Source organism: Aromatoleum sp. (genome assembly GCF_032027225.1).
GTDB lineage: Bacteria > Pseudomonadota > Gammaproteobacteria > Burkholderiales > Rhodocyclaceae > Aromatoleum.
In genome coordinates this window covers 17,319-37,453 of sequence record NZ_JAVSMM010000021.1, presented here as the reverse complement: position 1 = coordinate 37,453, position 20,135 = coordinate 17,319, and the positions used below count along the sequence as shown (strand labels likewise).

At 70.7% G+C, this 20,135-nt stretch carries 14 protein-coding genes; 4 read left to right on the top strand and 10 right to left on the bottom strand.

The window, feature by feature from the left end; genetic code table 11:
• The first annotated feature begins 142 nt into the window (after window positions 1-142).
• Window positions 143-766, top strand: a complete 624-nt coding sequence (locus ROZ37_RS18830) for a trimeric intracellular cation channel family protein (RefSeq protein ID WP_312661716.1) — start codon at window positions 143-145, stop codon at window positions 764-766.
• A 281-nt stretch (window positions 767-1,047) separates the two neighbouring features.
• A complete protein-coding gene (gene mscL / locus ROZ37_RS18825) occupies window positions 1,048-1,470 on the top strand; it encodes a large conductance mechanosensitive channel protein MscL (protein WP_312661702.1) in 423 nt (140 codons plus the stop codon).
• A 59-nt stretch (window positions 1,471-1,529) separates the two neighbouring features.
• Here mscL and ROZ37_RS18820 read toward each other — a convergent pair whose 3' ends face one another.
• The 5 genes from ROZ37_RS18820 to ROZ37_RS18800 form a co-directional block, all read right to left on the bottom strand.
• Window positions 1,530-2,171 (bottom strand): MBL fold metallo-hydrolase, encoded by a 642-nt coding sequence (locus ROZ37_RS18820; protein ID WP_312661699.1) that lies wholly within the window; start codon window positions 2,169-2,171, stop codon window positions 1,530-1,532.
• Window positions 2,172-2,251: 80 nt separating this feature from the next.
• Window positions 2,252-3,361 (bottom strand): molybdenum ABC transporter ATP-binding protein, encoded by a 1,110-nt coding sequence (gene modC, locus ROZ37_RS18815; RefSeq protein WP_312661695.1) that lies wholly within the window; start codon window positions 3,359-3,361, stop codon window positions 2,252-2,254.
• Between the two features lie 34 nt (window positions 3,362-3,395).
• Window positions 3,396-4,064: a molybdate ABC transporter permease subunit gene (modB, locus tag ROZ37_RS18810; protein ID WP_312661693.1), complete on the bottom strand. Its 669-nt coding sequence runs from the start codon at window positions 4,062-4,064 to the stop codon at window positions 3,396-3,398.
• 157 nt (window positions 4,065-4,221) lie between these two features.
• Window positions 4,222-4,977, bottom strand: coding sequence for a molybdate ABC transporter substrate-binding protein (modA, locus tag ROZ37_RS18805; RefSeq protein ID WP_312661684.1), 756 nt, complete (start codon window positions 4,975-4,977; stop codon window positions 4,222-4,224).
• Between the two features lie 44 nt (window positions 4,978-5,021).
• Window positions 5,022-5,843 carry a TOBE domain-containing protein gene (locus ROZ37_RS18800; protein ID WP_312661681.1) on the bottom strand — a complete coding sequence of 274 codons (822 nt, stop codon included), beginning with the start codon at window positions 5,841-5,843 and terminating at the stop codon, window positions 5,022-5,024.
• A 187-nt stretch (window positions 5,844-6,030) separates the two neighbouring features.
• On the opposite strand from ROZ37_RS18800, the gene ROZ37_RS18795 reads away from it, so the two are divergent.
• Window positions 6,031-6,459, top strand: a complete 429-nt coding sequence (locus ROZ37_RS18795) for a TOBE domain-containing protein (protein WP_312661679.1) — start codon at window positions 6,031-6,033, stop codon at window positions 6,457-6,459.
• A 122-nt stretch (window positions 6,460-6,581) separates the two neighbouring features.
• Here the strand turns inward: ROZ37_RS18795 and recD are convergent, their stop codons facing one another.
• The 4 genes from recD to ROZ37_RS18775 form a co-directional block, all read right to left on the bottom strand.
• A complete protein-coding gene (gene recD / locus ROZ37_RS18790) occupies window positions 6,582-8,432 on the bottom strand; it encodes an exodeoxyribonuclease V subunit alpha (RefSeq protein WP_312661678.1) in 1,851 nt (616 codons plus the stop codon).
• Window positions 8,433-8,550: 118 nt separating this feature from the next.
• A complete protein-coding gene (locus tag ROZ37_RS18785; RefSeq protein ID WP_312661677.1) occupies window positions 8,551-12,591 on the bottom strand; it encodes a UvrD-helicase domain-containing protein in 4,041 nt (1,346 codons plus the stop codon).
• A gap of 1 nt (window position 12,592) precedes the next feature.
• On the bottom strand, window positions 12,593-16,030 hold the full coding sequence (recC, locus tag ROZ37_RS18780) for an exodeoxyribonuclease V subunit gamma (RefSeq protein WP_312661673.1): 3,438 nt from the start codon (window positions 16,028-16,030) through the stop codon (window positions 12,593-12,595).
• 140 nt (window positions 16,031-16,170) lie between these two features.
• Window positions 16,171-17,088, bottom strand: coding sequence for a DnaJ C-terminal domain-containing protein (locus tag ROZ37_RS18775; RefSeq protein ID WP_312661670.1), 918 nt, complete (start codon window positions 17,086-17,088; stop codon window positions 16,171-16,173).
• Between the two features lie 440 nt (window positions 17,089-17,528).
• Here ROZ37_RS18775 and ROZ37_RS18770 point away from each other — a divergent pair, with 440 nt between their 5' ends.
• Window positions 17,529-19,163: an ATP-binding domain-containing protein gene (locus tag ROZ37_RS18770; RefSeq protein ID WP_312661666.1), complete on the top strand. Its 1,635-nt coding sequence runs from the start codon at window positions 17,529-17,531 to the stop codon at window positions 19,161-19,163.
• A gap of 163 nt (window positions 19,164-19,326) precedes the next feature.
• Here the strand turns inward: ROZ37_RS18770 and ROZ37_RS18765 are convergent, their stop codons facing one another.
• Window positions 19,327-19,902, bottom strand: coding sequence for a ProQ/FINO family protein (locus ROZ37_RS18765; protein ID WP_312661665.1), 576 nt, complete (start codon window positions 19,900-19,902; stop codon window positions 19,327-19,329).
• Window positions 19,903-20,135: the final 233 nt, after the last annotated feature.

Genomic DNA, 20,135 nt, shown 5'->3' with positions numbered 1-20,135 from the left:
TTTGCCGGGTTAATAGAAGACGACGCCACGTGAATCTTCGCGCCCGCCCCACGCCGGCACCTGATTCGTCCGCCATGTGGAGCCGTATCCGGCACGGCTCGGCGCAGTCTGCGGCGTCTGCGCGGTGTTATTCTCGCGCCCCATGATTCCGATCGACCTTCTCATCTATTCCATCGGTCTGGGCGGCGTCGCCGCGCAAGCCGCCGCCGGCGTGCTCGAAGCCGGGCGCAAGCCTTTCGACCTCTTCGGCATCATCGTCGTCGCGCTCGCCGCGGCGCTCGGCGGCGGATCGCTGCGCGACCTGCTGCTCGACCGCACCGTGTTCTGGATCGCCGACCAGAGCTACCTCATCGCCGCACTCGCCGCCGCGCTCGCGACCTTCGCGCTGGTGCGCTTCATGCCCCTGTCCGAGCGCGTCTTCGTGCTGCCGGACGCGATCGGCCTCGCGCTATTCACCGTCAGCGGCACCCACGCGGCCCTCGCGCTCGGCGCCCCGTGGCTCGTTGCGAGCCTGATGGGCGTCGTCACCGGCGCCTTCGGCGGCATCGTCCGCGACGTGTTGTGCAACGAGATTCCGCTCGTGTTCAGCGGCCAGCTCTACGCGACCGCATCGTGGATCGGCGCGCTGCTGCTGATCGCGATGGAGGCGTTCGGCGCGCCGCCCGGCCTGTCGTCGCTCGGCGGCGCCTCCATGGTACTCGCGCTGCGCCTCGGCGCGATCCGCTTCGGCTGGCGCCTGCCGGTCATCGTCAGGCGGGGCTACTAGCCCTGCGGCGGATAAGGCCGCGAACGCAGACGGAGAAGGCCGTTTCGGCGCAGGCGGAAGCGCACCGCCTTCGCCGTGGGCCGCAACGCGAAGCGCATCCCCGAATGCCATACGGCGGATTACGCCGCTGCGCGGCTCGTCCCCCTACGTCGCGCGTTGCTGCTGCAACGACCCCCTCCGCCCCGTTGTGCGTTGTCGCATTCGGGGACTAACATCGCCGATGCCGATGGGGTTGCCCGTCCGCATTCCGCTACCATAGCAACGACTTGAGGATATCCGTTATGAGTTTCATGAGTGAGTTCAAAGAGTTCGCGATGCGCGGAAATGTCGTCGATCTCGCGGTCGGCGTCATCATCGGTGCCGCGTTCGGCAAGATCGTCGATTCCCTCGTCAAGGACATCGTGATGCCGGTGGTCGGGGTGCTGGTCGGCGGCGTCGATTTTCGCCACCTGTACGTCAATCTCGGCAGTCAGACCTACGAGACGATGGAAGCGGCCGAGAAGGCCGGTGCACCGCTGGTGAAGTACGGCCAATTCATCAACACGACGATCGACTTCATCATCATCGCGTTTGCGATCTTCATCGCGGTGAAGGCGATCAACAAGCTCAAGCGCACGACGCCGCCCCCGCCCGAGGCGCCGGCTCCGGAGCCGGAGGAGGTCAAGCTGCTGCGCGAAATTCGGGATTCGCTGAAGCGCGGCTGACGCGGCGGGGGCGCGCGGCGCGGCGCGGGCACCGGACCCGGTGCCGCGCGGCCTTACGGTCAGGCGTGATCGCCGACGTACGGATTGCTGCGGCGTTCCTCGGCGAAGGTCGAGGTCGGGCCGTGGCCCGGGACGAAGGTGACGTCGTCGCCGAGCGGAAAGAGCTTCTGCCGGATCGAGCGGAGCAGCGTCGCGTGGTCGCCTTTCGGGAAATCGGTGCGGCCGATCGAACCGGCGAACAACACGTCGCCGACGATCGCGACGCGGCCGTCGGCGTGAAAGAACGCCACGTGGCCGGGCGTGTGGCCCGGGACGTGGATCACTTTCAGGGTTTCGTCGCCGATCGTCACGGTGTCGCCGTCGTGCAGCCAGCGGTCCGGCTCGAAGCTCTCGACGTCGGGGAAGCCGAACATCTTGCTCTGCTGCGGCATCCCCTCGATCCAGAAACGGTCCTCCTCCTGCGGTCCCTCGACCGGCACGCCGAGCTCGCGGGCGAGCTTCGCGGTCGCGCCGGCGTGGTCGATGTGGCCGTGCGTGATCAGGATCTTCTCGATCGTCACGCCGAGCTCCTCGGCTTTCGCGCGGATGCGTTCGAGGTTGCCGCCGGGGTCGACGACCGCGGCCTTGTGCGTGCGCGTGCACCAGATGATGCTGCAGTTCTGTTCGAAGGGAGTCACGGGGACGATGCGCAGGTCGATCATGGCGTGGCCGAATTTGAAGTGGACGACGCCGGAGTTTAGCCGATCGCCGCCGCCCGGCCTCCGTATGCATGGCGCCCGGCTCAACGCAGCAGCGCGACGCCCTTGACCTGAGCGAAGACCTCGCGCCCCGGCACGATGCCGAGCTGGGCGGCCGAGCGCCGCGTGATGCGCGCGAGCAGCGGCGTGCCGGCGACGTCGAGCCGCACGAGGCTGCGTCCGGGGGCGGTCTCGTCGAGCGACACGACGCGCGCCGGCAGCACGTTGAGGATGCTCGAATCGCGCCGCTCCGACAGCGCGAGGCTGACGTCGCGCGCAAGCACGCGGGCGCGGACGTGCGCGCCGGGCGCCGCATCTGTGCCGGTGATCCACAAGGGCAGGCCGGCGACGTCGAGGCGGGTCAGCGCGTATTCGTCGTCGTGCCCGGCGACGCGCGCGTCGATGACGACGAAGGCGTCCTCGTCGTGCGCGAACGGCAGATCGAGGCGCGGCATCACGTCGTGGATCGGCCCCGACGCGAGCGCGCGGCCGTCGACGAGCAGCACGACGTGGTCGGCGAGCCGCGCGACTTCCTCCGGCGCGTGGCTGACGTAGACGACCGGGATGTCCAATTCGTCGTGCAGCCGTTCGAGGTAGGGCAGGATCTCCTGCTTGCGCTTCGCGTCGAGTGCCGCGAGCGGCTCGTCCATCAGCAAAAGGCGCGGGCTGGTCGCGAGCGCGCGGGCGATCGCGACGCGCTGGCGCTCGCCGCCGGACAGCCGCTGCGGCATCCGCGCGAGCAGCGGCTCGATGCCGAGCAGCGCGATCGCCTGGTCGAGCGCGACGCGCCGTTCGGCCGCGGGCACGCGCTTCAGCCCGAACTCGAGATTGCGCCGCACCGACAGGTGCGCGAACAGGCTTGCTTCCTGGAACACGTAGCCGATCGGCCGCCGGTGTGTCGGCACGAAGATTCTCCGCGCGCCGTCCTGCCACGTCTCGCCGCGCACCGCGAGATAACCGTCTGCCGGCCGTTCGAGACCCGCGAGGCAGCGCAGCACGGTCGTCTTGCCCGAACCGGAATGGCCGAACAGCGCGCTGACGCCACGTCCGGGCAGCGCGAGATCGACATCGAGCGCGAAGCCGGGCCATGCGAGCCGGAAGCGCGCGGCGATGCCGTCGTCCGTCGCTGCGCTGCGCACCGTCGCCGCGCTCATCGCGGCGCCCCGCCCGTCCGGTTCGCCGGCGCGCTCACAGCGCGGTCCTGCCCTTGCGGCTGTAGAGCGCGTACAGCACGACGAAGCTGAACAGCAGCATTCCCGCCGACAGCCAGTGCGCGTCGGCGTATTCGAGCGCCTCGACGTGGTCGTAGATCTGCACCGACACGACGCGCGTCTTCTCCGGGATGTTGCCGCCGATCATCAGCACGACACCGAATTCGCCGACCGTGTGCGCGAAGCCGAGGATCGCCGCGGTGACGAAGCCGGGCCGCGCGAGCGGCAGCACGACGCTGACGAAGGTGTCGAGCACGCCGGCGCGCAGCGTGGCCGCCACTTCGAGCGGGCGCTCGCCGATCGCCTCGAACGCGTTCTGCAACGGCTGCACGACGAAAGGCATCGAATACAGCACCGAGCCGACGACGAGGCCGGCGAACGTGAAAGGCAGCACGCCGAGCCCGAGCGACTGCGTCAGCGCGCCGACCGGACCGTTCGGACCAAGCGTGACGAGGAGGTAGAAACCGAGCACCGTCGGCGGCAGCACGAGCGGCAGCGCCACGACCGCGCCGACGACGCCCTTCCACATCGAACGCGTCCTCGCGAGCCACCATGCGATCGGCGTCCCGATCACGAGCAGGACCGCGGTCGTCGTCGCGGCGAGCTCGAGCGTCAGGCGGATCGCGGCGAAGTCGGCGGCGGTCATGACGCAGGACTCCGATCGCTGCGACGCGGACCGACCTTGCGCGTTCCACGGGCGCGATGCAGTGCTCCGCGAAACCCCTGTGTTGGAGGGCCGGCTTTGCATCGCCGGCCCGCTGCGCAGGCGCGAAGCGGTGCTTCGCGAAGCCCCTGCTTCGCGGTCATAGGTCGTAGCCGTAGGACTTGATGATCGCGGCCGCCTTCGCGCCGCGCAGGTAGTCGGCGAGCGCGCGCGCGGCGGGCTTGTCGCGGCCGGCGGCGAGGATCACCGCGTCCTGGCGCAGCGGCGTGTGCAGTTCGGCGGGCACCTGCCACTGCGAGCCAGGCTGCGCGTTCGCGCCGCCGCTCACCTGCGACAGCGCGACGAAGCCGAGCTCGGCGTTGCCGGTGGCGACGAACTGGTGCGTCTGCGCGATGTTCTCTCCGGTCACGAGCTTGTCGGCGACGCGGTCGGCGACGCCGAGGCGGCGCATAACTTCCATCGCGGCCACGCCGTAAGGCGCCGTCTTCGGGTTCGCGATCGCGAGGTGGCGGAACTCGCCACGCTCGAGGACGGCACCCTTGTCGTCGACCAGGCCCGGCTGCGCCGACCACAGCACGAGCTTGCCGATCGCGTAAGTGAAGCGGCTGCCGGCGACCGTCGCGCCCTCAGCGTCGAGCTTCGCCGGCGTCGATTCGTCGGCCGCGAGGAAGACCTCGAACGGCGCGCCGTTCCTGATCTGCGCGTAGAACTTGCCGGTCGCGCCGAATGCGAGCAGCGCCTTGTGGCCGGTGTCGCGCTCGAACTCGGTGGCGATCTTCTGCATCGGCGCGGTGAAGTTCGCGGCGACCGCGACCTTCACTTCGTCGGCATGAGCCGCGAACGCCGCCGCGGCGGCGACGATCGCGGCGAGCAGGCGATGGAGGAACAGCTTCATCACGGGCTCCTTCGGGGATGGACGGACGGCAGGTTCGGCGGAGTTCATTCCCAACTCGCGAGGATCACGCTCGACGCCTTGAAGATCGCGCACGCCGGCACGCCGATCGCGAGGCCCAGCGCCTCGCAACTGCCGTGCGTGACGACCGCGGTGACGGTCCGCCCGGACGGCAGCGCGATCGTGACTTCGTCGTTGACCGAGCCGGCGTGGATCGCAGCGACTTCGCCCCACAGGCGATTCCTCGCGGTGATCTGCAGCTCGGCATCGGTCATCAGCAACACCGACGAGGACTTCACGAGCGCATGGACCTCCTTGCCGATCGCGAGTCCGAGGTTCTCGGCGCTCGCCTTCGTGATCACCGCGACGATCTCGGTCGCTGGGTCGAGCCGCAGCCGCACTTCGTAATCGACGCCGCCGTCGCGCAGCCCGGTGATCGGGCCGGAGAACTGGTTGCGCGCGCTGGTCTTCATCGACATCCGCTGCATCAGCGCCTGGAACTCCTTGATGCTCGCCGGCCCGACGTCGTCGAGCCGCTCGGCGAGGCGGTCGAGCGCGGCCTGGTACTCGAGTTCGAGCGCGCGGTACATCGCGACGATGCGCCGGCCGTAGCCCGTGAGCTGCGTGCCGCCGCCCTGGCGGCCGCCCGTCACGCGCACGACGAGCGGCTCGGGCGCGAGGTTGTTCAGCGCGTCGATCGCGTCCCATGCCGCCTTGTACGACAGCGGCACCGCTTTCGCGGCCTGGCTGATCGAGCCCTTGCGCTCGATTTCCTCGAGCAGCCGGATGCGCGTGTCCGACAGCGCGGTGCCGACGTCGGACTCGATCGCGAGACGGGCAAGGAAGCGATGCTGGCCGAAAGGGTTCATGGGTTTGCCGTTATGTAGTCTCTGCTATACAGCGCTGATCGTATCCCTGGATGCGTCGCTATGCTTGCGGCCCCGCAATTCACCGCCTAGAGTGTGTGCAAGTCGGTCGCAAGGGGCGGCCGTGTTTTTGTATATATAGAATAATACAGCGCATTGCGAATCCGACAAACGGGAAAGGAGCGCAGCGATGAAAGTCAGTGCCCGCAACGTGTTCCCAGGCAAGGTCAGCGGCTTCCGTGCAGGTAGCGTCAATGCCGAAGTCGAAATCGCGCTCGCCGGCGGTGATCGGCTCGTCGCGATCATCACGATGGAGAGTGCGAAGGCGCTTGCGGTCGCCGAAGGGCGCGAAGTCGTCGCGCTGGTCAAGGCGCCGTGGGTGATGCTGATGACCGACTCGAGCGGCGTGCGGCTGTCGGCGCGCAACTGCCTCGCCGGCACCGTGAAGTCGGTCGAACCCGGCGCGGTCAATGCCGAAGTCGTGCTGACGCTCGCCGGCGGGACCGAAGTCGCGGCGATCGTCACCAAGGAGGCAGTCGGCGATCTCGGGCTGAAACCGGGTGTCGCGGCGACTGCGGTGATCAAGGCGTCGCACGTGATCCTGGGCGTGCCGAGCTGACGCGTTACTGATCCGACAGCCCGATACCTTTGGGGCTAAGGCGGTCGAAGCCGTGGCGGCGCCCTTCGACGGGCTCGGGGCGAACGGGTTGTTCGCTCAGGACGAACGGTGTATTCGACGGTTCAACCGATGCGCGCGGCCTCGGTCATGCGATCGATGAGGCCACTGCCGCGGACCGTCGGGCTCGCGCAGGCGGCGACGAACACGGGGGCGGGGCCCGCCAGCACGACCTCGCGCGCAGCGCGCGTGACCGCCGTGTACAGCAGTTCGCGCGTCGTCACCTTCACCGGCGTCGCCGGCAGCAGCACCAGCACTTTCGCGAACTCCGAGCCCTGCGACTTGTGCACCGTCATCGCGAACGCGGTGTCGTGCCGCGGCAGCCGCAGCGGCGCAATCTCGCGCCAGCCGCCGGCCGGGTCGGGAAACACGACGCGCAGTTCGCCGTCCGCGTCGGGCAGGCAGATGCCGACGTCGCCGTTGTAGAGCCGCATCACGTAGTCGTTCTTCAGCACGATCACCGGGCGGCCGGGATACCACGGCGACGGCGGCCCCGGGTCGTGCCGATGCGCGAGCGTGCCTCGTGCATGTCGCGAAAGCCGCTCGTTGATCGCCGCCACGCCGCGCGGCCCGTCGTGCACCGCGCACAGCACGCGGAAGCGGTCGAACGCGGCGAACACCGGCGCCGGGTCACCGACATGGGCGTGCACCGCGGCGAGGTACGGGGCGTACCCCTCGTCCATGCGCGCGAGCACCGCCGCCGCAGGCACCGCGGCCGGGTCGTCGATCCACTCGACGGACGCGCCGGCGCCGTCGCGCAACCACGCGAGTAGCGCTTCTCCGTCGCCGGCGTTGATTCCCGCCGCGAGGCGACCGATGCCCGAATCGGCCGAAAAGCGGTGGCTTTCCGAGAACCACACGACCGCGTCGACGAGCGCCGTCGGCTGGCGCGGGGCCGGCGGCACGATGCGCGCGGCCGACGTCGCGGTGACGGCGGCGAGGCCGTCGATGCAGGCCGGCGTCAGCGTCGGGTCCGCGGAGAGTTCGGCGAACACCGCACCCGCCTCGACCGCGGCGAGCTGTTCCTTGTCGCCGAGCAGGATCAGCCGCGCGTCGGGCGGAAGCGCGTCGACGAGCCGGGTCGCGAGCGCGAGGTCGAGCATCGATGCCTCGTCGACGACCAGCACGTCGAGCGGCAGCGGATTGCCGGCGTGGTGGCGGAAGCGCCCCGGCTGCGGCGTCACGCCGAGCAGGCGGTGCAGCGTGTGCGAGGTCTGCGGCAGGCGCGCGCGCAGGTCTTCCGGCAGGTGCGCCGCGCGCGCGCGCAACGCGTCGAGCATCCGCGCCGCCGCCTTGCCGGTCGGCGCCGCGAGCGCGACGCGCAGGTCCGGTTCGGCTGCGAGCAGGCACGCGAGCAGCGCCGCGACCGTCGTCGTCTTGCCGGTGCCGGGCCCGCCGCTGATGATCGTGAGCCGCCGCCCGAGCGCAAGCGCGACGGCGAGCTTCTGCCAGTCGGCGCGCCCGTCGAGCCGCGCGGCATTGCCGGCGAAGAGTTCGTCGAGGCGCTCGCGGGTGCCGGCCGGCGCCGGAACGAGCGGCGCGCGGGCACGACGCGCAAGCGCGCGGGCAAGGCGGCGCTCCCAGTCGAAATGCCGGCGCAGGTAGAGCCGGTCGGCTCCGTCGACGACGAGCGGACGCACTTCCCGCTCGTCGTGGCGGCCGACGACGCCGGTCGACAGCAGCGAGTCGCGCAACACCGCGACGGTCTGCCCGGGCGACACGAGCTCGGCGAGCGGCACGCAGACGTGGCCCGCGGCGACCGCGAGGCTCACGCGAGACGCCGCCGCGCGCAGCGGCGCGAGGCTCGCGTCCGGGGCGGCGAGCGCACTCGCCCAGCTCACCGCGTGCGCCGCGAACGCTGACGCGAGGTCGGCTGCGGGCGAGGCGTCGGGGCGGAGGTCGGGAACGCTCATCATCGTTTCCTTCCCGGCTCCGTATCGCGCGGCAGCACGCCAGGTCCGGCAGTCGCCGCGGCAGCATGACGACGGAAAGACTCGCCGGCCGCGTGCCCGTCGAGCCGCAAGTCCGCGATGCTCATCGCCGTTTCCTGCGCGGACCCACGCCGCCGACGAGCGCATCGAGTTCCGCGATCGTCGCGGCGGCGGGGCGGTGGAAATACACGCCCGCGGGCTCGCCGTCGAGCCGCCAGTCCGGGCGCACGCCGCGGACGAAGAGATAAAGGACGCCACCGAAATGGCGTGCGAAGTCGTAGCCCGGCAGCGTGCGGCCGAGGTGCCGGTGCAGCGCGACCGAATAGAGCAGGTGCTGCAGGTGGTAGCCGTGCGTGCGCATCGCGTCCTCGACTCGGGCCGGCGCGTAATCCTCGGGCCGATAGCCGAGGTGGTTCGATTTCCAGTCGAGGACGTAGAAGCGGCCGTCGTGCTCGAACACCAGATCGATGAAGCCTTTCAGGTAGCCCGCGAGCGCGCCGAACGCGAGCCGCGGCACCGGGTAGCCGGCGCGCGCGAGCCAGTCGTTCAGCGCGTCGGCGGTCAGCGCCGGCGCCGGCAGGTGGAAGCCGAGCTCGACGAGCCGGCGGTTCCTCGCGATGCCGCCGAGCACGATGCCGTCGGGCAGCGGCGCCGCGAGCACGTCGGCGGCAAGCCGTCCGAGCATTCGCGGCAGCTTGCCGCCATTCGCCGGCGAGTCGGCGAGCCGCTGCGGATGGTCGGCGAGCGCAGCATCGATCGCGGGCGCCCGGCTCGCCGGATCGCGGAAATCGACGCGCTCGAACATCGCGTGGATGCAGTCGCCGGCGGACGGGCCGCGCGGAAAGAACAGGATGTCGTCGTCGGCGAGCGATGCGGGCGGCGACGCAGGGGCAGCAATGGGAGCGACGCGTGCGTCGTGGTCCTGCGCGGCGGCGTCGCTGCCGGCGCCGTGATTGAGCGCGCTGAAGCTGCCGATGCGCCATGGCGACGGGATCACCGCGGGCGGCGGCAGTGCGCGCAACGCGTCGGCCGGCGGCTCGCGGCGGGCAAGCGCTTCGCCACGGCCGCCGGGGAGGTTCGCGATCGCAAGATCCGGCTCGGCGCGTTCGAGGAGCCGCGCCCACGCGGCCTCGATGTCCTCGGGCGCGAGTTTGTGCTTCAGCCAGTCGGCGTGCCCCATGCCGCCGCCGGCGACGAGCCAGTTCAGCAGGCTGCGCGTGCTCTCGCTCGCGGACACCGACTTGCCGGTCTTCTTCAGATAGCAGCCGGCGACGAGGTAACAGCGGTGCACCGCCCGCGTCATCGCGACATACACGAGGCGCAGGAACTCCGCGTCCCGCTCGCGCCGGATCCGCTCCTTCACCGTCGGGTCGTCCTTCGCGCCGGGGCGGAAATCGAGGACGAGACGGGCCCGGGAAAATGGGGGACAGACCACGTTTTCCCCGGGAAAACGTGGTCTGTCCCCCATTTTCCTGTCCCCCATTTTCCCCAGACGGGCTGGCGCGCGACGCGGCAGGGTCATGCCATTGGGGAGGCCGTCGCCGCCGGACCGCGAGCACGGCTCCGCCTCGTCGTGATACGCGCACGCATCGCCGTCGTCGCTGCGCCCCGGGTATCCGTCCCACAGGAAGGGGCAGAACACGACGCCGTATTCGAGCCCTTTCGAGCGATGGATCGTGACGATCTGCACGAGGTTGCGATCGGATTCGAGCCGCAGTTGCGACGCCTCGGTGCAGCCGGTTTCGCGCCGGCGGCTCGCGAACCAGCGCAGCAGCGCGTCCGGCGATGCGTGGTCGGCTGCGGCTTCGTGCAGGCATTCGGCCAGGTGCAGCAGGTTCGTCAGCCGCCGCTCGCCGTCGTCGCGCGCGAGGAGGCGCGCATCGACGCCCTCCAGCGTGATCCAGCGGCGCAGCATCACGCCGAAGCCGCGCGCGAGCCACGTGTCGCGCAGCGCGGCCAGGCGCGCGACGATGCGCAGCAGGGCGGGTTCGTCGGCGGCGAGCGCGTCGAGCGCCGGCGCGTCGTAGCCCATCAGCCCGGTCGCGAGCGCGGCGAAGAGCAGCGGCTGGCGCGCCGGTTCGGCGACCGCGACGAGCACGCGTTCGAGCTCCTCGGCGTCGAGGCTGTGGAACACGCTCTGCTGCGACAGCTCGACGCTACCGACGCCGACCGCGGCGAGCGCCTCGCGCATCCGCGCGCCCTGCGCGTGGCTCTTCACCAACACGGCGATGTCGCCCGGCTCGATGCCGCGCCCGCCGATCGTGATCCGGCCGGCCGCGCCTTCCCGCACGAGACGCGCCGCTTCGGCGGCCGTCGCGCTCGCGGCCCGGTTCATCACTTCGGCACGCAGCGGCAGCATGTCGTCGTCTCCTGGCGGAATCCACCACACGTGCAGCGGCGCCGATTCGGCGGCGGCGCTCGCGTCGACCAAGGGCTGGCGCGGCTTCGCGCCCTCGCGCACCGGTTCGTAGTCGAGGCCGTCGAGCACGAAGCCCGCCGGGTTCGCGGTGAAGAGCGCGTTGCACGCGGCGATCAGCCCGGCGCTCGAACGCTGGTTGCAGCTCAGCGTGTAATGCGCGTCGGCCTCGCCGCGCGCGTGCAGATAGGTGTGCAGATCCGCGTTGCGGAAACTGTAGATCGCCTGCTTCGGATCGCCGACGAGGAACAGCGTGCCGCGCCGGCCGTCGTCGGCGTAGATGCGGCGGAAGATGTCGAACTGCAGCGGGTCGGTGTCCTGGAACTCGTCGATCAGCGCGACCGGATAGCGCCGGTGCAACGCCGCGGCGAGCCACGGGTTGTCGCCGCCGGCGAGCGCCTCGTGGACGTTGAACAGGATGTCGTCGAACGCGATCTGGCGCCGCTCGTGCTTCGCCGCGCGCAGCCGCCGCTCGCTGTCTTCGAGGAAGCGGCGCAGCAGCGCGAGCCGTTCGGCGTCGAGCGCGTCGAGCACTTGATCGCGCAGTTCGAGCACGCACGCGGCGGCATCGAAGAACGGATGTTGCGGCGCGACGCATTTCTTCTTCGTGCATTCGGCGATGCGCGCGGCGGAGAACAGCGCGAGCTTCGCGTCCTTAGCGTCGACCGGCGCAAGCGCGTCGCCGCCGGCGAGCCAGGCGGTCCAGTTCTTGGCCGAGACCGCGACGGCCTCCGGCTTGTACGTCGTCGCGCTGAGATTGCCGAGGCCTGCGAGCAGCGCCGCGTGTGCGTCCGCACCGTCGCCGCGCCACAGCGCGGCGGCTTCGGCGAAGGCGTCCGCGAGCGCGCCGGAATCCGTGACGTCGGCGGGCTCGAGCCTGTCCTCACGTTCGTCCGGGCCCGAACCGCCCTCGGTACTTGCGTCGCCCCGTGCGGCGTTTGCGAGGGGCCGCGCCGCTCCGGACTGCCCGCCGCTCTCCGTGGTCTGTCCCGCGATTTCCGCGGTCTCGGGCAATGCCGCCTGTCGGTGGCTTTCCCCGCTCTCCCCGTATTCCTCTCTTTCCGCCCCGCTTTCCGGCCAGCGCTTCTCCGCGAGCGGGCGCGCGAGGTAGCGGCCGAGCAGCGCGGCCCAACGCTCTGGGCTGTCGCCGCGGCGGATCAGCAGTTCGCCGAGTTCGGCCGGGCAATGATCGGTCGCGATATGCTGGCGCCAGAAGTCGCGGGCGCTTTCGAGCCGCAATTCGAGGTCGTCTTCGACGAGGTCGAGCGCAAACGGCAGGCCGGCGGCGAACGGCGCGTCGGCGAGCGCGCGCTGGCAGTAGCCGTGGATCGTGAAGATCGCGGCTTCGTCGAAGCGCTGCAGCGCCGGGTCGAGCCGCCTCCGCACGAGGCCGGGCGTGATGCCGCGCGACGCGAACGCATCGACGAGCTGGACGACGAACGGATCACCGCCCGCCGCGGCGCCGTCGAGGTGGGCGAGCGTGCCGGCGATGCGCTCGCGGATGCGGCTTTTCAGCTCGGCGGTCGCCGCGCGCGTGAAAGTCACGACGAGGATTTCGTCGACCGGCAGCTCGCGCTCGACGACGAGGCGCAGGTACAGGCCGCAGATGTTCCACGTCTTGCCGGTACCGGCCGACGCCTCGATCAGGCGCACGCCATCGAGCGGACAGGCGAAGACGTCGAGCTCGGCGGCGACGGGGTCGGGATACGGGATTTCGCGCGCGCTCATCTCACAGCCTCGGATCGTCGATATACGCGATCAGCGGGCCGAACACCGCGGCCGCGTTCGAGTAGAACGCGTCGTCGAGCGGATCGGGCAGGCCGCGAAACGCGAGCCGGATCGCCGCGTCCTTGCGCTCGCCGAATTCCGGTTTGCCGCCGCCGGTCCATTTCTGGACGGCCATGTACGAGCTTTCGCCGTTCGCCGCCCATGCCCACGCGGACTTGGGAAAGAACGCGAGCGGCCGGCGCAGGCCGTCGCGGTACAGCGCGACCAGCGTCGCGAGCGCGGCACGTGCGGCGTCGGGACTCGCGACCGGACGCAGCCGGTAACGACCGTCGCGCGAATGCCACTCGGTCGCCGGCTCGACACCCGCCGGCGCTGCGACGCACAGCGCGAGGTGCGTGATCCAGCCGGCGACGTAGTCGTTTGCGCGGACGTCGTCGTAGCGGTGGCGGACGAGGCCGGCCGGGCGCAGATCACCGAACGCGGCCGCGAGCGTCCAGCGCTCGCCGTCGAGCGCGAAGTCGAAGCGCGTCTGCAGCGGCGGCAGTGGTGCCGGTTCGAGGGCCGCGCGCAGACCCGCGGCGTACTGCGCCATTGCGCCGAACTCGCGTTCGAGCAGGCGTTCGCCGAGCGCGCCGGCCGGGAATTCGCCGCCAGCGAGCGCAAGCGCGCGCACGTCATCGTGGGGACGGCCGCCGAGCAGCGCCGGCAGCAGCCGGTCGGCGAGCGCCTGCCGGCCGCGCCATTCCGGCAGGAAAGGTTCGTCGTCGTCGAGTTCCTCGTCACCGTCGAGCAGCGTCAGTCCGAGGCGCTCACGCAGCAGAAAGCGGCTCGGATTGCGGAAGAAGCGGATCAGCTGGTCGAGTCCGACCTCGCGCCATTCGGCGCCCGGCGCCGGCAGCGGAGCGGAAAAGAACGGCAGTTGCCCGGCGTCGTCGGGCTGGTCGCAGTCGTCGGCTTCGTCGGTCGCGAGGACCGCGTCGGCCCCGCGCGCCGCAGCATCGTCAACGTCCGCGCTGTGCGGTAACGCGCCGCCCGCGACGTTCGCGCGCTGCCGCAAGGCCTCGCAGTATTCCGCATTGAAGCTCGCGAGCCGCGCATCCTGCTCCGGATCGGCAAGGAAATATTGGCGCGAGAACGCCTGCAGCGGGTGGATCACCGTCAGCCGGCGCCGCGCCGCGGCGAGCGACGCGGGATCGCGCGGATCCGTCGCGGTCGCACGCGCGGTGTAGTCGAGCAGCTCGTCGACGAGCACCGACGGCGGCTTCTCGCTGTTGTCGCGCGTGCTGCGGCCGGCATAGGACAAGTGCAGGCGCTCGCGCGCGGCGAGCAGCAGGTCGAGGAAGAGATTGCGCTCGTCGTCGCGGCGCTGGCGGTCGCCGCGTGCGGGATGCATCGCCATCAGGTCGAACTCGACCGGCCGCTCGACACCCGGAAACGCACCGTCGTCGAGGCCGATCGCGCAGACGACGCGGTACGGCAAGTTGCGTAGCGTCGTCATCGCGGAGAAGGTCACCGCACCGCCGGGCACGCCGCCGCGCGCCGGGTCGTCGAGCACACCGGTCAGCGCGCGATGCACGAGCGCGAGCGGCAGCGGACTATGCACGCCGCCGGCGGCGATGTTCGCATGCAGCTCGTTGACCGCTATCCGCACCGTGCGCAGGTCGTCCGCCCATTCCGCGGTCGGCGGGATCAGGCGGTCGAGCAGCTCCACGAGCAGCGCGCGCCAGCCGTCGGCGTCGTGCATCCGCGACGCGCCCGCTTCGAGCCACTGCAGCAGGTCGACATAGCGTGCCAGCCGCCCGAGCACCTGCGCGTCGCCGCCTTCCGGGTTGCCGGCGCCGATGCGCCCGCCGAACATCACGCCGCCGACGCCCGGGCCGCCATCGTCGTCCTCGGCACCGTCGTCGCCGTCGCCGAGCGCGTACGCGAGAAACAAGCGGTGCAGGCCGTCGGCGAGGCTGTGGCGTTCGAGCGCCGGCAGGCCGAGTCGGCCGCGCTGCGCCGCGTCGAGACCCCAGCGCACGCCCGCTTCGCGCAGCCACTCGTGCACCTGCTCGAGATCGGCGTCGTCGAGGCCGAAGCGCTGCGCGACCGGTGCGAGCTGCAGCAGCTCGAACACGCGGCTCGCCGGAAAGCGCCCGGCGGCGAGCGCGAGCGCGACGTCGAGCACGCGGGCGACCGGATTCGTGCGCGTGTGGCCCAGACCGGTGATCGTCCACGGGATGCGGCGGGCCGGCGGCGCGGTGCCGAACACCGCTTCGATCAGCGGTGCGGCGGCTTCGAGGTCCGGCATGACGACGAGGATCTCGTCGGGGCGCGGCGCGTCGGGCGCTGCGAAGAGCGCGAGCAGGCGGTCCTGCAGGACTTCGAGCTCGCGCGTCGGCGAATGGCAGACGTGCACTTCGACGCTGCGATCGTCGTCGGCGAGCGCGACGCTGCCAGGCTCGGGATCGACGAGGTCGAGCACCGCGTTCTGCAGCCGCGCGAGCAGGCTTTCGCCGGCCGCGGGCACGAACAGGCTGTCGTCGACTTCGGCCGCGCCGTCGCCTTCGAACAGCAGGTCGACATGCGACTGCATCTGCCTGCCCCACGCGGCGAGCAAACGGTTGCCGGTCTCGAAATACAAGTCCTGCTGCCGCCCGACGAGCCACGCGAGCCGCCGCGGTTCGACGATCTCGAACCAGTATTCGCGGCACGGATTCAGCACGTAGAGCCGCACCTCGACCCACGCGGCGAGCGCGCGCAGCACGTCGCGGTACAGCGGCGGCATCGCCGGCAGGCAGAACACATGCACGCTCGCCGGCAGTTGCGGCAACGCGCCGGGCAGCGCGACGCCGGCGTCCTCGATCGCGCGGAAGAAGGTCGCCGCGGGGTGTTCGCTGCGCGCGCCGAGCTCGGCGGTAAGCCGGCGCCACAGCTCGGCCTGCCAGGCTTCGTCCGCGCGCACATCGTCCGCGAGGCCCGCAACGCGCCGCCCGGCCGACCATTCGGCGAGCCAGCGCGGGCGGTAGGTCAGGTAATGGTCGAGGACGCGCGCGGCTCGGGTCGCGAGGTCGAAGCGCATCGACGCGTCGGCGCCAGCGAGGTAGCGCGCGAGCCGCGGATGTCCCGCGGTCCAGCCGCCGTCATCGTGCTCGCCGCGTTCGCCGAGCAGCCCGAAGATCCGCCACGCGAGCTGCGTCGGTGCGAACGGCGACGTTTCATCGACGGCGATGAGCTTGCCGATCTGGCTCCACAACCATTGCGCGAGATACGAGAAGCGCAGGTTCGCGGCGACGCCTTCGCGTCCGGCGACCGCGAGCTCGACGCTGCGCCGCAGCGCCGCGCTCGGCACGACGATCTCGCGCTGGCCGAACGGTCCCGGCTGCTCGTCGGCGAGGCGCGCGAGCAGCGTTTCGAGCAGGACTTCGTAGCGGTTGGAGAAGGCGAGCGAGAGCATCCGGCCGGCGGGTCGCGAAACAGGTCGCCATGTTACCCGTTCGCGCGGGACGGTTCGCACCGGGCGGGTTCGGCCAGGAGGTTCACTCCAGTCGATTCACGCGGGGCAGTTCGCGCGCGATTGGCGCCGCCCCGTCCCGGTCAAAGCCCCTGGCGCGGATTGAACGGCAGCTCGCGCGCCATCCGTTCGTAGAACTCCCGCGCAGCATCCGAATCCGCCGGAGGCAGCACGATTTCGAGCACGAGGTAGAGGTCGCCCGCATCGCTCGCAGGAATGCCGCGGCCCTTCAGGCGCAGCTTGCGTCCGTTCTGCGAGCCCGGCGGCACGCGCACCGACACCGGCCCGGCGGGAGTCGGCACTTCGATCGTCGCACCGAGCGCAGCTTCCCACGGCGCGACCGGCACCGTCTCGTGGATGTCGCGGCCGTCGACGCGGTAGCGCGGGTGCGGGCGGAAATGCACTTCGAGATACAGGTCGCCCGCCTGGGCGCCCCCGGCCCCCGGCATCCCCTGCCCCGCGAGCCGGATCTGCTGGCCGTTGCGCACGCCTTTCGGGATGCGCACCTGCAGCGTGCGCTCCTGCGTGCCGACGCGGCCGTGGCTGTCGACTTGCGGCGAGCGCAGCTTGATCTCGCGCGTCGCGCCGTGGAACGCGTCGTCGAGGTCGATGACGACCTTCGCGTGGTGGTCCTCGCCGCGCGTGCGGAAATGCCCGCCGCGGCCGTGGCCCATCTGCCCGAACATCGTCGAGAAGAAATCGCTGAAGTCGCCGGCGTCGCCGCCGCGCGTGAACTCGAAGCCCGCGTCCCAGTCCGGCGGCGGCCGGAAGTCCTGGCCCGCGTGGAAGCCGCGCCCGAGCTGGTCGTACGCGGCACGCCGTTCCGGATCGGACAGCACGGCGTTGGCCTCGTTGACCTCCTTCATGCGCTGCTCGGCGTCCGCCGCCTTGTTGACGTCGGGGTGATACTTGCGCGCGAGCTTGCGGTACGCGCGCTTGATGTCGTCGGCCGACGCGTCGCGCGCGACGCCGAGCACCTCGTAGTAGTCCCTGAATTCCATACCTTCGAATCTCCCGTTCCGCCCCGAACGCGAGGCCGGGATGCGCGAATCATGCCACTTTCAAGATAGGGCCGGCGGCGCGGCTTTTAAAGGCGGCGCGCACGAACCATGCAGCGAGCAATGACGGCAACCGGTTTGTCGCGCCACAGCGGTCATTTGGCCGGCAAGCAATGCCATCCGGGCTCACGCGTTCGACGTCGCTCCGAACCGGCTTGTCGACACCCTGCCACGGCCCTTCGACAAGCTCGGGGCGAACGGTTGCATCGTCGGCAGACTCAGGGCGACGGTTGTATCTTGCTCAGCCTCGCGGCGAATGCTTGTACCCGGACAACTTCAGAGCGAACAGTTGTACCGGACGTGAGACAGGCACACCGCAAAGGTTTGTATTTGCACACCGGTTCACTACCATGCGTCGATCCGATTCCCCCGAGCGACCCGCGATGGCACGTATTCACCCCGAAGGCTGGCGGCAGGTGCCGGCGAGCGGCGCGCTCGCGCGCGAACTCGAAACTCTCGCGACGCTCGCCGCCGGCCTGCCCGACGACTACGCGGTCTACCACGGCGTGCATTGGACGCGCGTCGACCGCGGGGACCGGCTGTCCGGCGAGATCGATTTCGTCGTCGTCGGGCCGACCGGCCGGCTGCTGCTGATCGAGCAGAAGTCCGGCTTCCTCGACGAGACGCCGGAAGGCCTCGTCCGCTCGCCGACGAACGCGAAGGAGACCGTCGGTGTGCAGCTCGCGCGCAGCACCACGCAGTTGCGCGAACGGCTCGCTGCGTTCCTGAAGCGCCACGACGCGGACGTCGACGCGCTGCTCTACTGCCCCGACTACCAAGTGCGCCAGCCCGGCAGCGCCGGCATCGATCCGGCGCGGGTCGTTGACGCCGCCAAACGCGAGCATCTGCCGGCGATCGTGCGGAGCCTGCTGCGCGGTGAGCCCTCGGACGCGGATGTCCTCGACGCGGTCCACCGTTTCCTCGCCGACCGCTTCGAACTCGTCCCCGACGTCGGCGCCGTCGTCGGGCAGGCCGAAGCGCTCTACACCCGACTCGCCGGCGGCCTCGCGGAATGGGCGCGGCGCATCGACATGGAACCGTTCCGCCTGCGCGTCACCGGCACGGCCGGCTGCGGCAAGACCCAGCTCGCGCTCGCGGTGTTCCGCGACGCGCTCGCCGCCGGGCGCCGTCCGCTGTACGTCTGCTACAACCGCCCGCTCGCCGACCGCATCGCGTTGCTCGCGCCGGCCGGTGGCGAAGTCGCAACCTATCACCAGCTGTGCGACCGGGTGGTGCGCGCGCACGGCGGGCGGCCCGATTTCACGCAGCCCGACGCGTTCGCGCGGCTCGAAGCAGCGTTCCGCGAACTCGAACCGGGCGACGAGTGGCGCTTCGACGAACTGATCATCGACGAAGGGCAGGATTTCCGCGAGGCCTGGCGCGACGCGCTGCTGCGGCTGCTGCGCCCGGCCGGGCGCGTGTGGTGGCTCGAAGACCCGATGCAGAACCTCTACGGCCGCGCGCCCGTCGCGCTGCCGGGCTGGGTCCGCCTGACGAGCGGGCGAAATTACCGCAGCCCGTCGGAGATCGTCGCGTCGCTGAACCGGCTGCTGCCGCTGTCCGAACCGCTCGAAGCCGGCAGCCCGGTGCACGGCGGCGACGTGGAAACCTTGGTCTGGAGCAACCCCGACGAGCTCGTCGAGCAGACGAAGCGTGCGATCACCCGCGCGATCGGGCTCGGCTTTCGCCGCGAGATGATCGCGACGCTGACGTTCCGCGGCCGCGAGCATTCGCTGTTCACGGGTTGCGAGCGCCTTGGCGCGCACCAGCTGAAAGCCTTCACCGGCCGCTACGATCTCCTCGGCAACGCGGAATACTCGGAGGGCGACGTGCTGATCGACTCGGTGTACCGCTTCAAGGGCCAGGCCGCGCCGTGCGTGATCTTCACCGAGATCGATTTCGAAGCGCTCGACGAGCTGACGATGCGCAAGCTCTTCGTCGGCGCGACACGCGCGAGCGTGAAGCTGATTCTCGTCGCATCGGTTCGCGCTGCGACCCGGCTCGGCCTCGACCGCTGAGCGCGCGGGCCCGACACCCGCGGCCGGGCCGATCTCGCCGCGATGACGTCTTCACCTCGAATTACGTCGCGTCGGCCTTCGCTGGGCTCGCGCGGCCTGCGGAGAGATGCCGCATGGCAGGTCGGACTGAGCGCAAAGCTGTCCGACCCCGCGGGCGCCGCGCTCAGCCCTTCGAGAACTTCCCGAGCAGCTGCTGCAGCTTCTCGGCCTTGCGGCGCTCGGCGTCCTCGGCGGCACGCTGGGCTTTCTCGGCGTCGAGCGCGGCCTTCTTGCGCTTCGCGACTTCGGCGAAGCGCTCCTTCAGCGTCTGTTTCGCGTGCTCGCGCTGCTCGCCGGTGACCTCACCGTCGACCTTGCCGTCGAGGTCGAAGCGTTCGGTCGCCTTCTCCATCGCCTTCAGGTAACGCGTGGAGGCGGTGTGCTGGCGCATCGCGCTGCGGATCACCTTGCGGTCGAGGTCGGGGAAGCGCGCGGCGATCGCCTTGTCGATGCGCAGCGCGAGCGGTCGGACTTCGCGGAAAGTCGGCGAAATCTCCTGCAGCTTCGCGAGCAGGCCGCGGGCGTCGATCTGCGACTTCTTCGCCGCGGGCTTCGCGGCCTGGTCGTTCGCGCCCGGCTCGCCGCCGGTTGGCGCGGCAGCGTCGGCTTGCTGCGCCTTCGGTTCGACTTTCGGATCTTGCTCGGCGGCCAGGGGCGCCGGCTGCTCGGGCTGTGCCGCGGGGCGGGTTTCGGTAGTCATTGCGGGACGGGATTGCTTCGGCTGCGATCGAAAGCGCGCATGATCGCACGAAACGCCGCGGCATGGCCCAGCGGCTCAGCCGCGGTCGAACGTCGATCGATCCGGCAGTCAACTGCCGCTCGGCCGAGCCCTTCGGGACAGGCTTGTCGTATCCCTGCCCGAGCCCTTCGACGGGCTCGACGCGAGTGCTTGAATCCGCTCGCCGGTTTGCGAATTCGTCCGGCGAGCGCTTG

Excerpts from the sequence above, each read along its gene's own strand:
- ROZ37_RS18830 (WP_312661716.1), top strand. The coding sequence starts at position 143 with ATGATTCCGATCGACCTTCTCATCTATTCCATCGGTCTGGGCGGCGTC.
- mscL (WP_312661702.1), top strand. The coding sequence starts at position 1,048 with ATGAGTTTCATGAGTGAGTTCAAAGAGTTCGCGATGCGCGGAAATGTC.
- ROZ37_RS18820 (WP_312661699.1), bottom strand. The coding sequence starts at position 2,171 with ATGATCGACCTGCGCATCGTCCCCGTGACTCCCTTCGAACAGAACTGC.
- modC (WP_312661695.1), bottom strand. The coding sequence starts at position 3,361 with ATGAGCGCGGCGACGGTGCGCAGCGCAGCGACGGACGACGGCATCGCC.
- modB (WP_312661693.1), bottom strand. The coding sequence starts at position 4,064 with ATGACCGCCGCCGACTTCGCCGCGATCCGCCTGACGCTCGAGCTCGCC.
- modA (WP_312661684.1), bottom strand. The coding sequence starts at position 4,977 with ATGAAGCTGTTCCTCCATCGCCTGCTCGCCGCGATCGTCGCCGCCGCG.
- ROZ37_RS18800 (WP_312661681.1), bottom strand. The coding sequence starts at position 5,843 with ATGAACCCTTTCGGCCAGCATCGCTTCCTTGCCCGTCTCGCGATCGAG.
- ROZ37_RS18795 (WP_312661679.1), top strand. The coding sequence starts at position 6,031 with ATGAAAGTCAGTGCCCGCAACGTGTTCCCAGGCAAGGTCAGCGGCTTC.
- recD (WP_312661678.1), bottom strand. The coding sequence starts at position 8,432 with ATGATGAGCGTTCCCGACCTCCGCCCCGACGCCTCGCCCGCAGCCGAC.
- ROZ37_RS18785 (WP_312661677.1), bottom strand. The coding sequence starts at position 12,591 with ATGAGCGCGCGCGAAATCCCGTATCCCGACCCCGTCGCCGCCGAGCTC.
- recC (WP_312661673.1), bottom strand. The coding sequence starts at position 16,030 with ATGCTCTCGCTCGCCTTCTCCAACCGCTACGAAGTCCTGCTCGAAACG.
- ROZ37_RS18775 (WP_312661670.1), bottom strand. The coding sequence starts at position 17,088 with ATGGAATTCAGGGACTACTACGAGGTGCTCGGCGTCGCGCGCGACGCG.
- ROZ37_RS18770 (WP_312661666.1), top strand. The coding sequence starts at position 17,529 with ATGGCACGTATTCACCCCGAAGGCTGGCGGCAGGTGCCGGCGAGCGGC.
- ROZ37_RS18765 (WP_312661665.1), bottom strand. The coding sequence starts at position 19,902 with ATGACTACCGAAACCCGCCCCGCGGCACAGCCCGAGCAGCCGGCGCCC.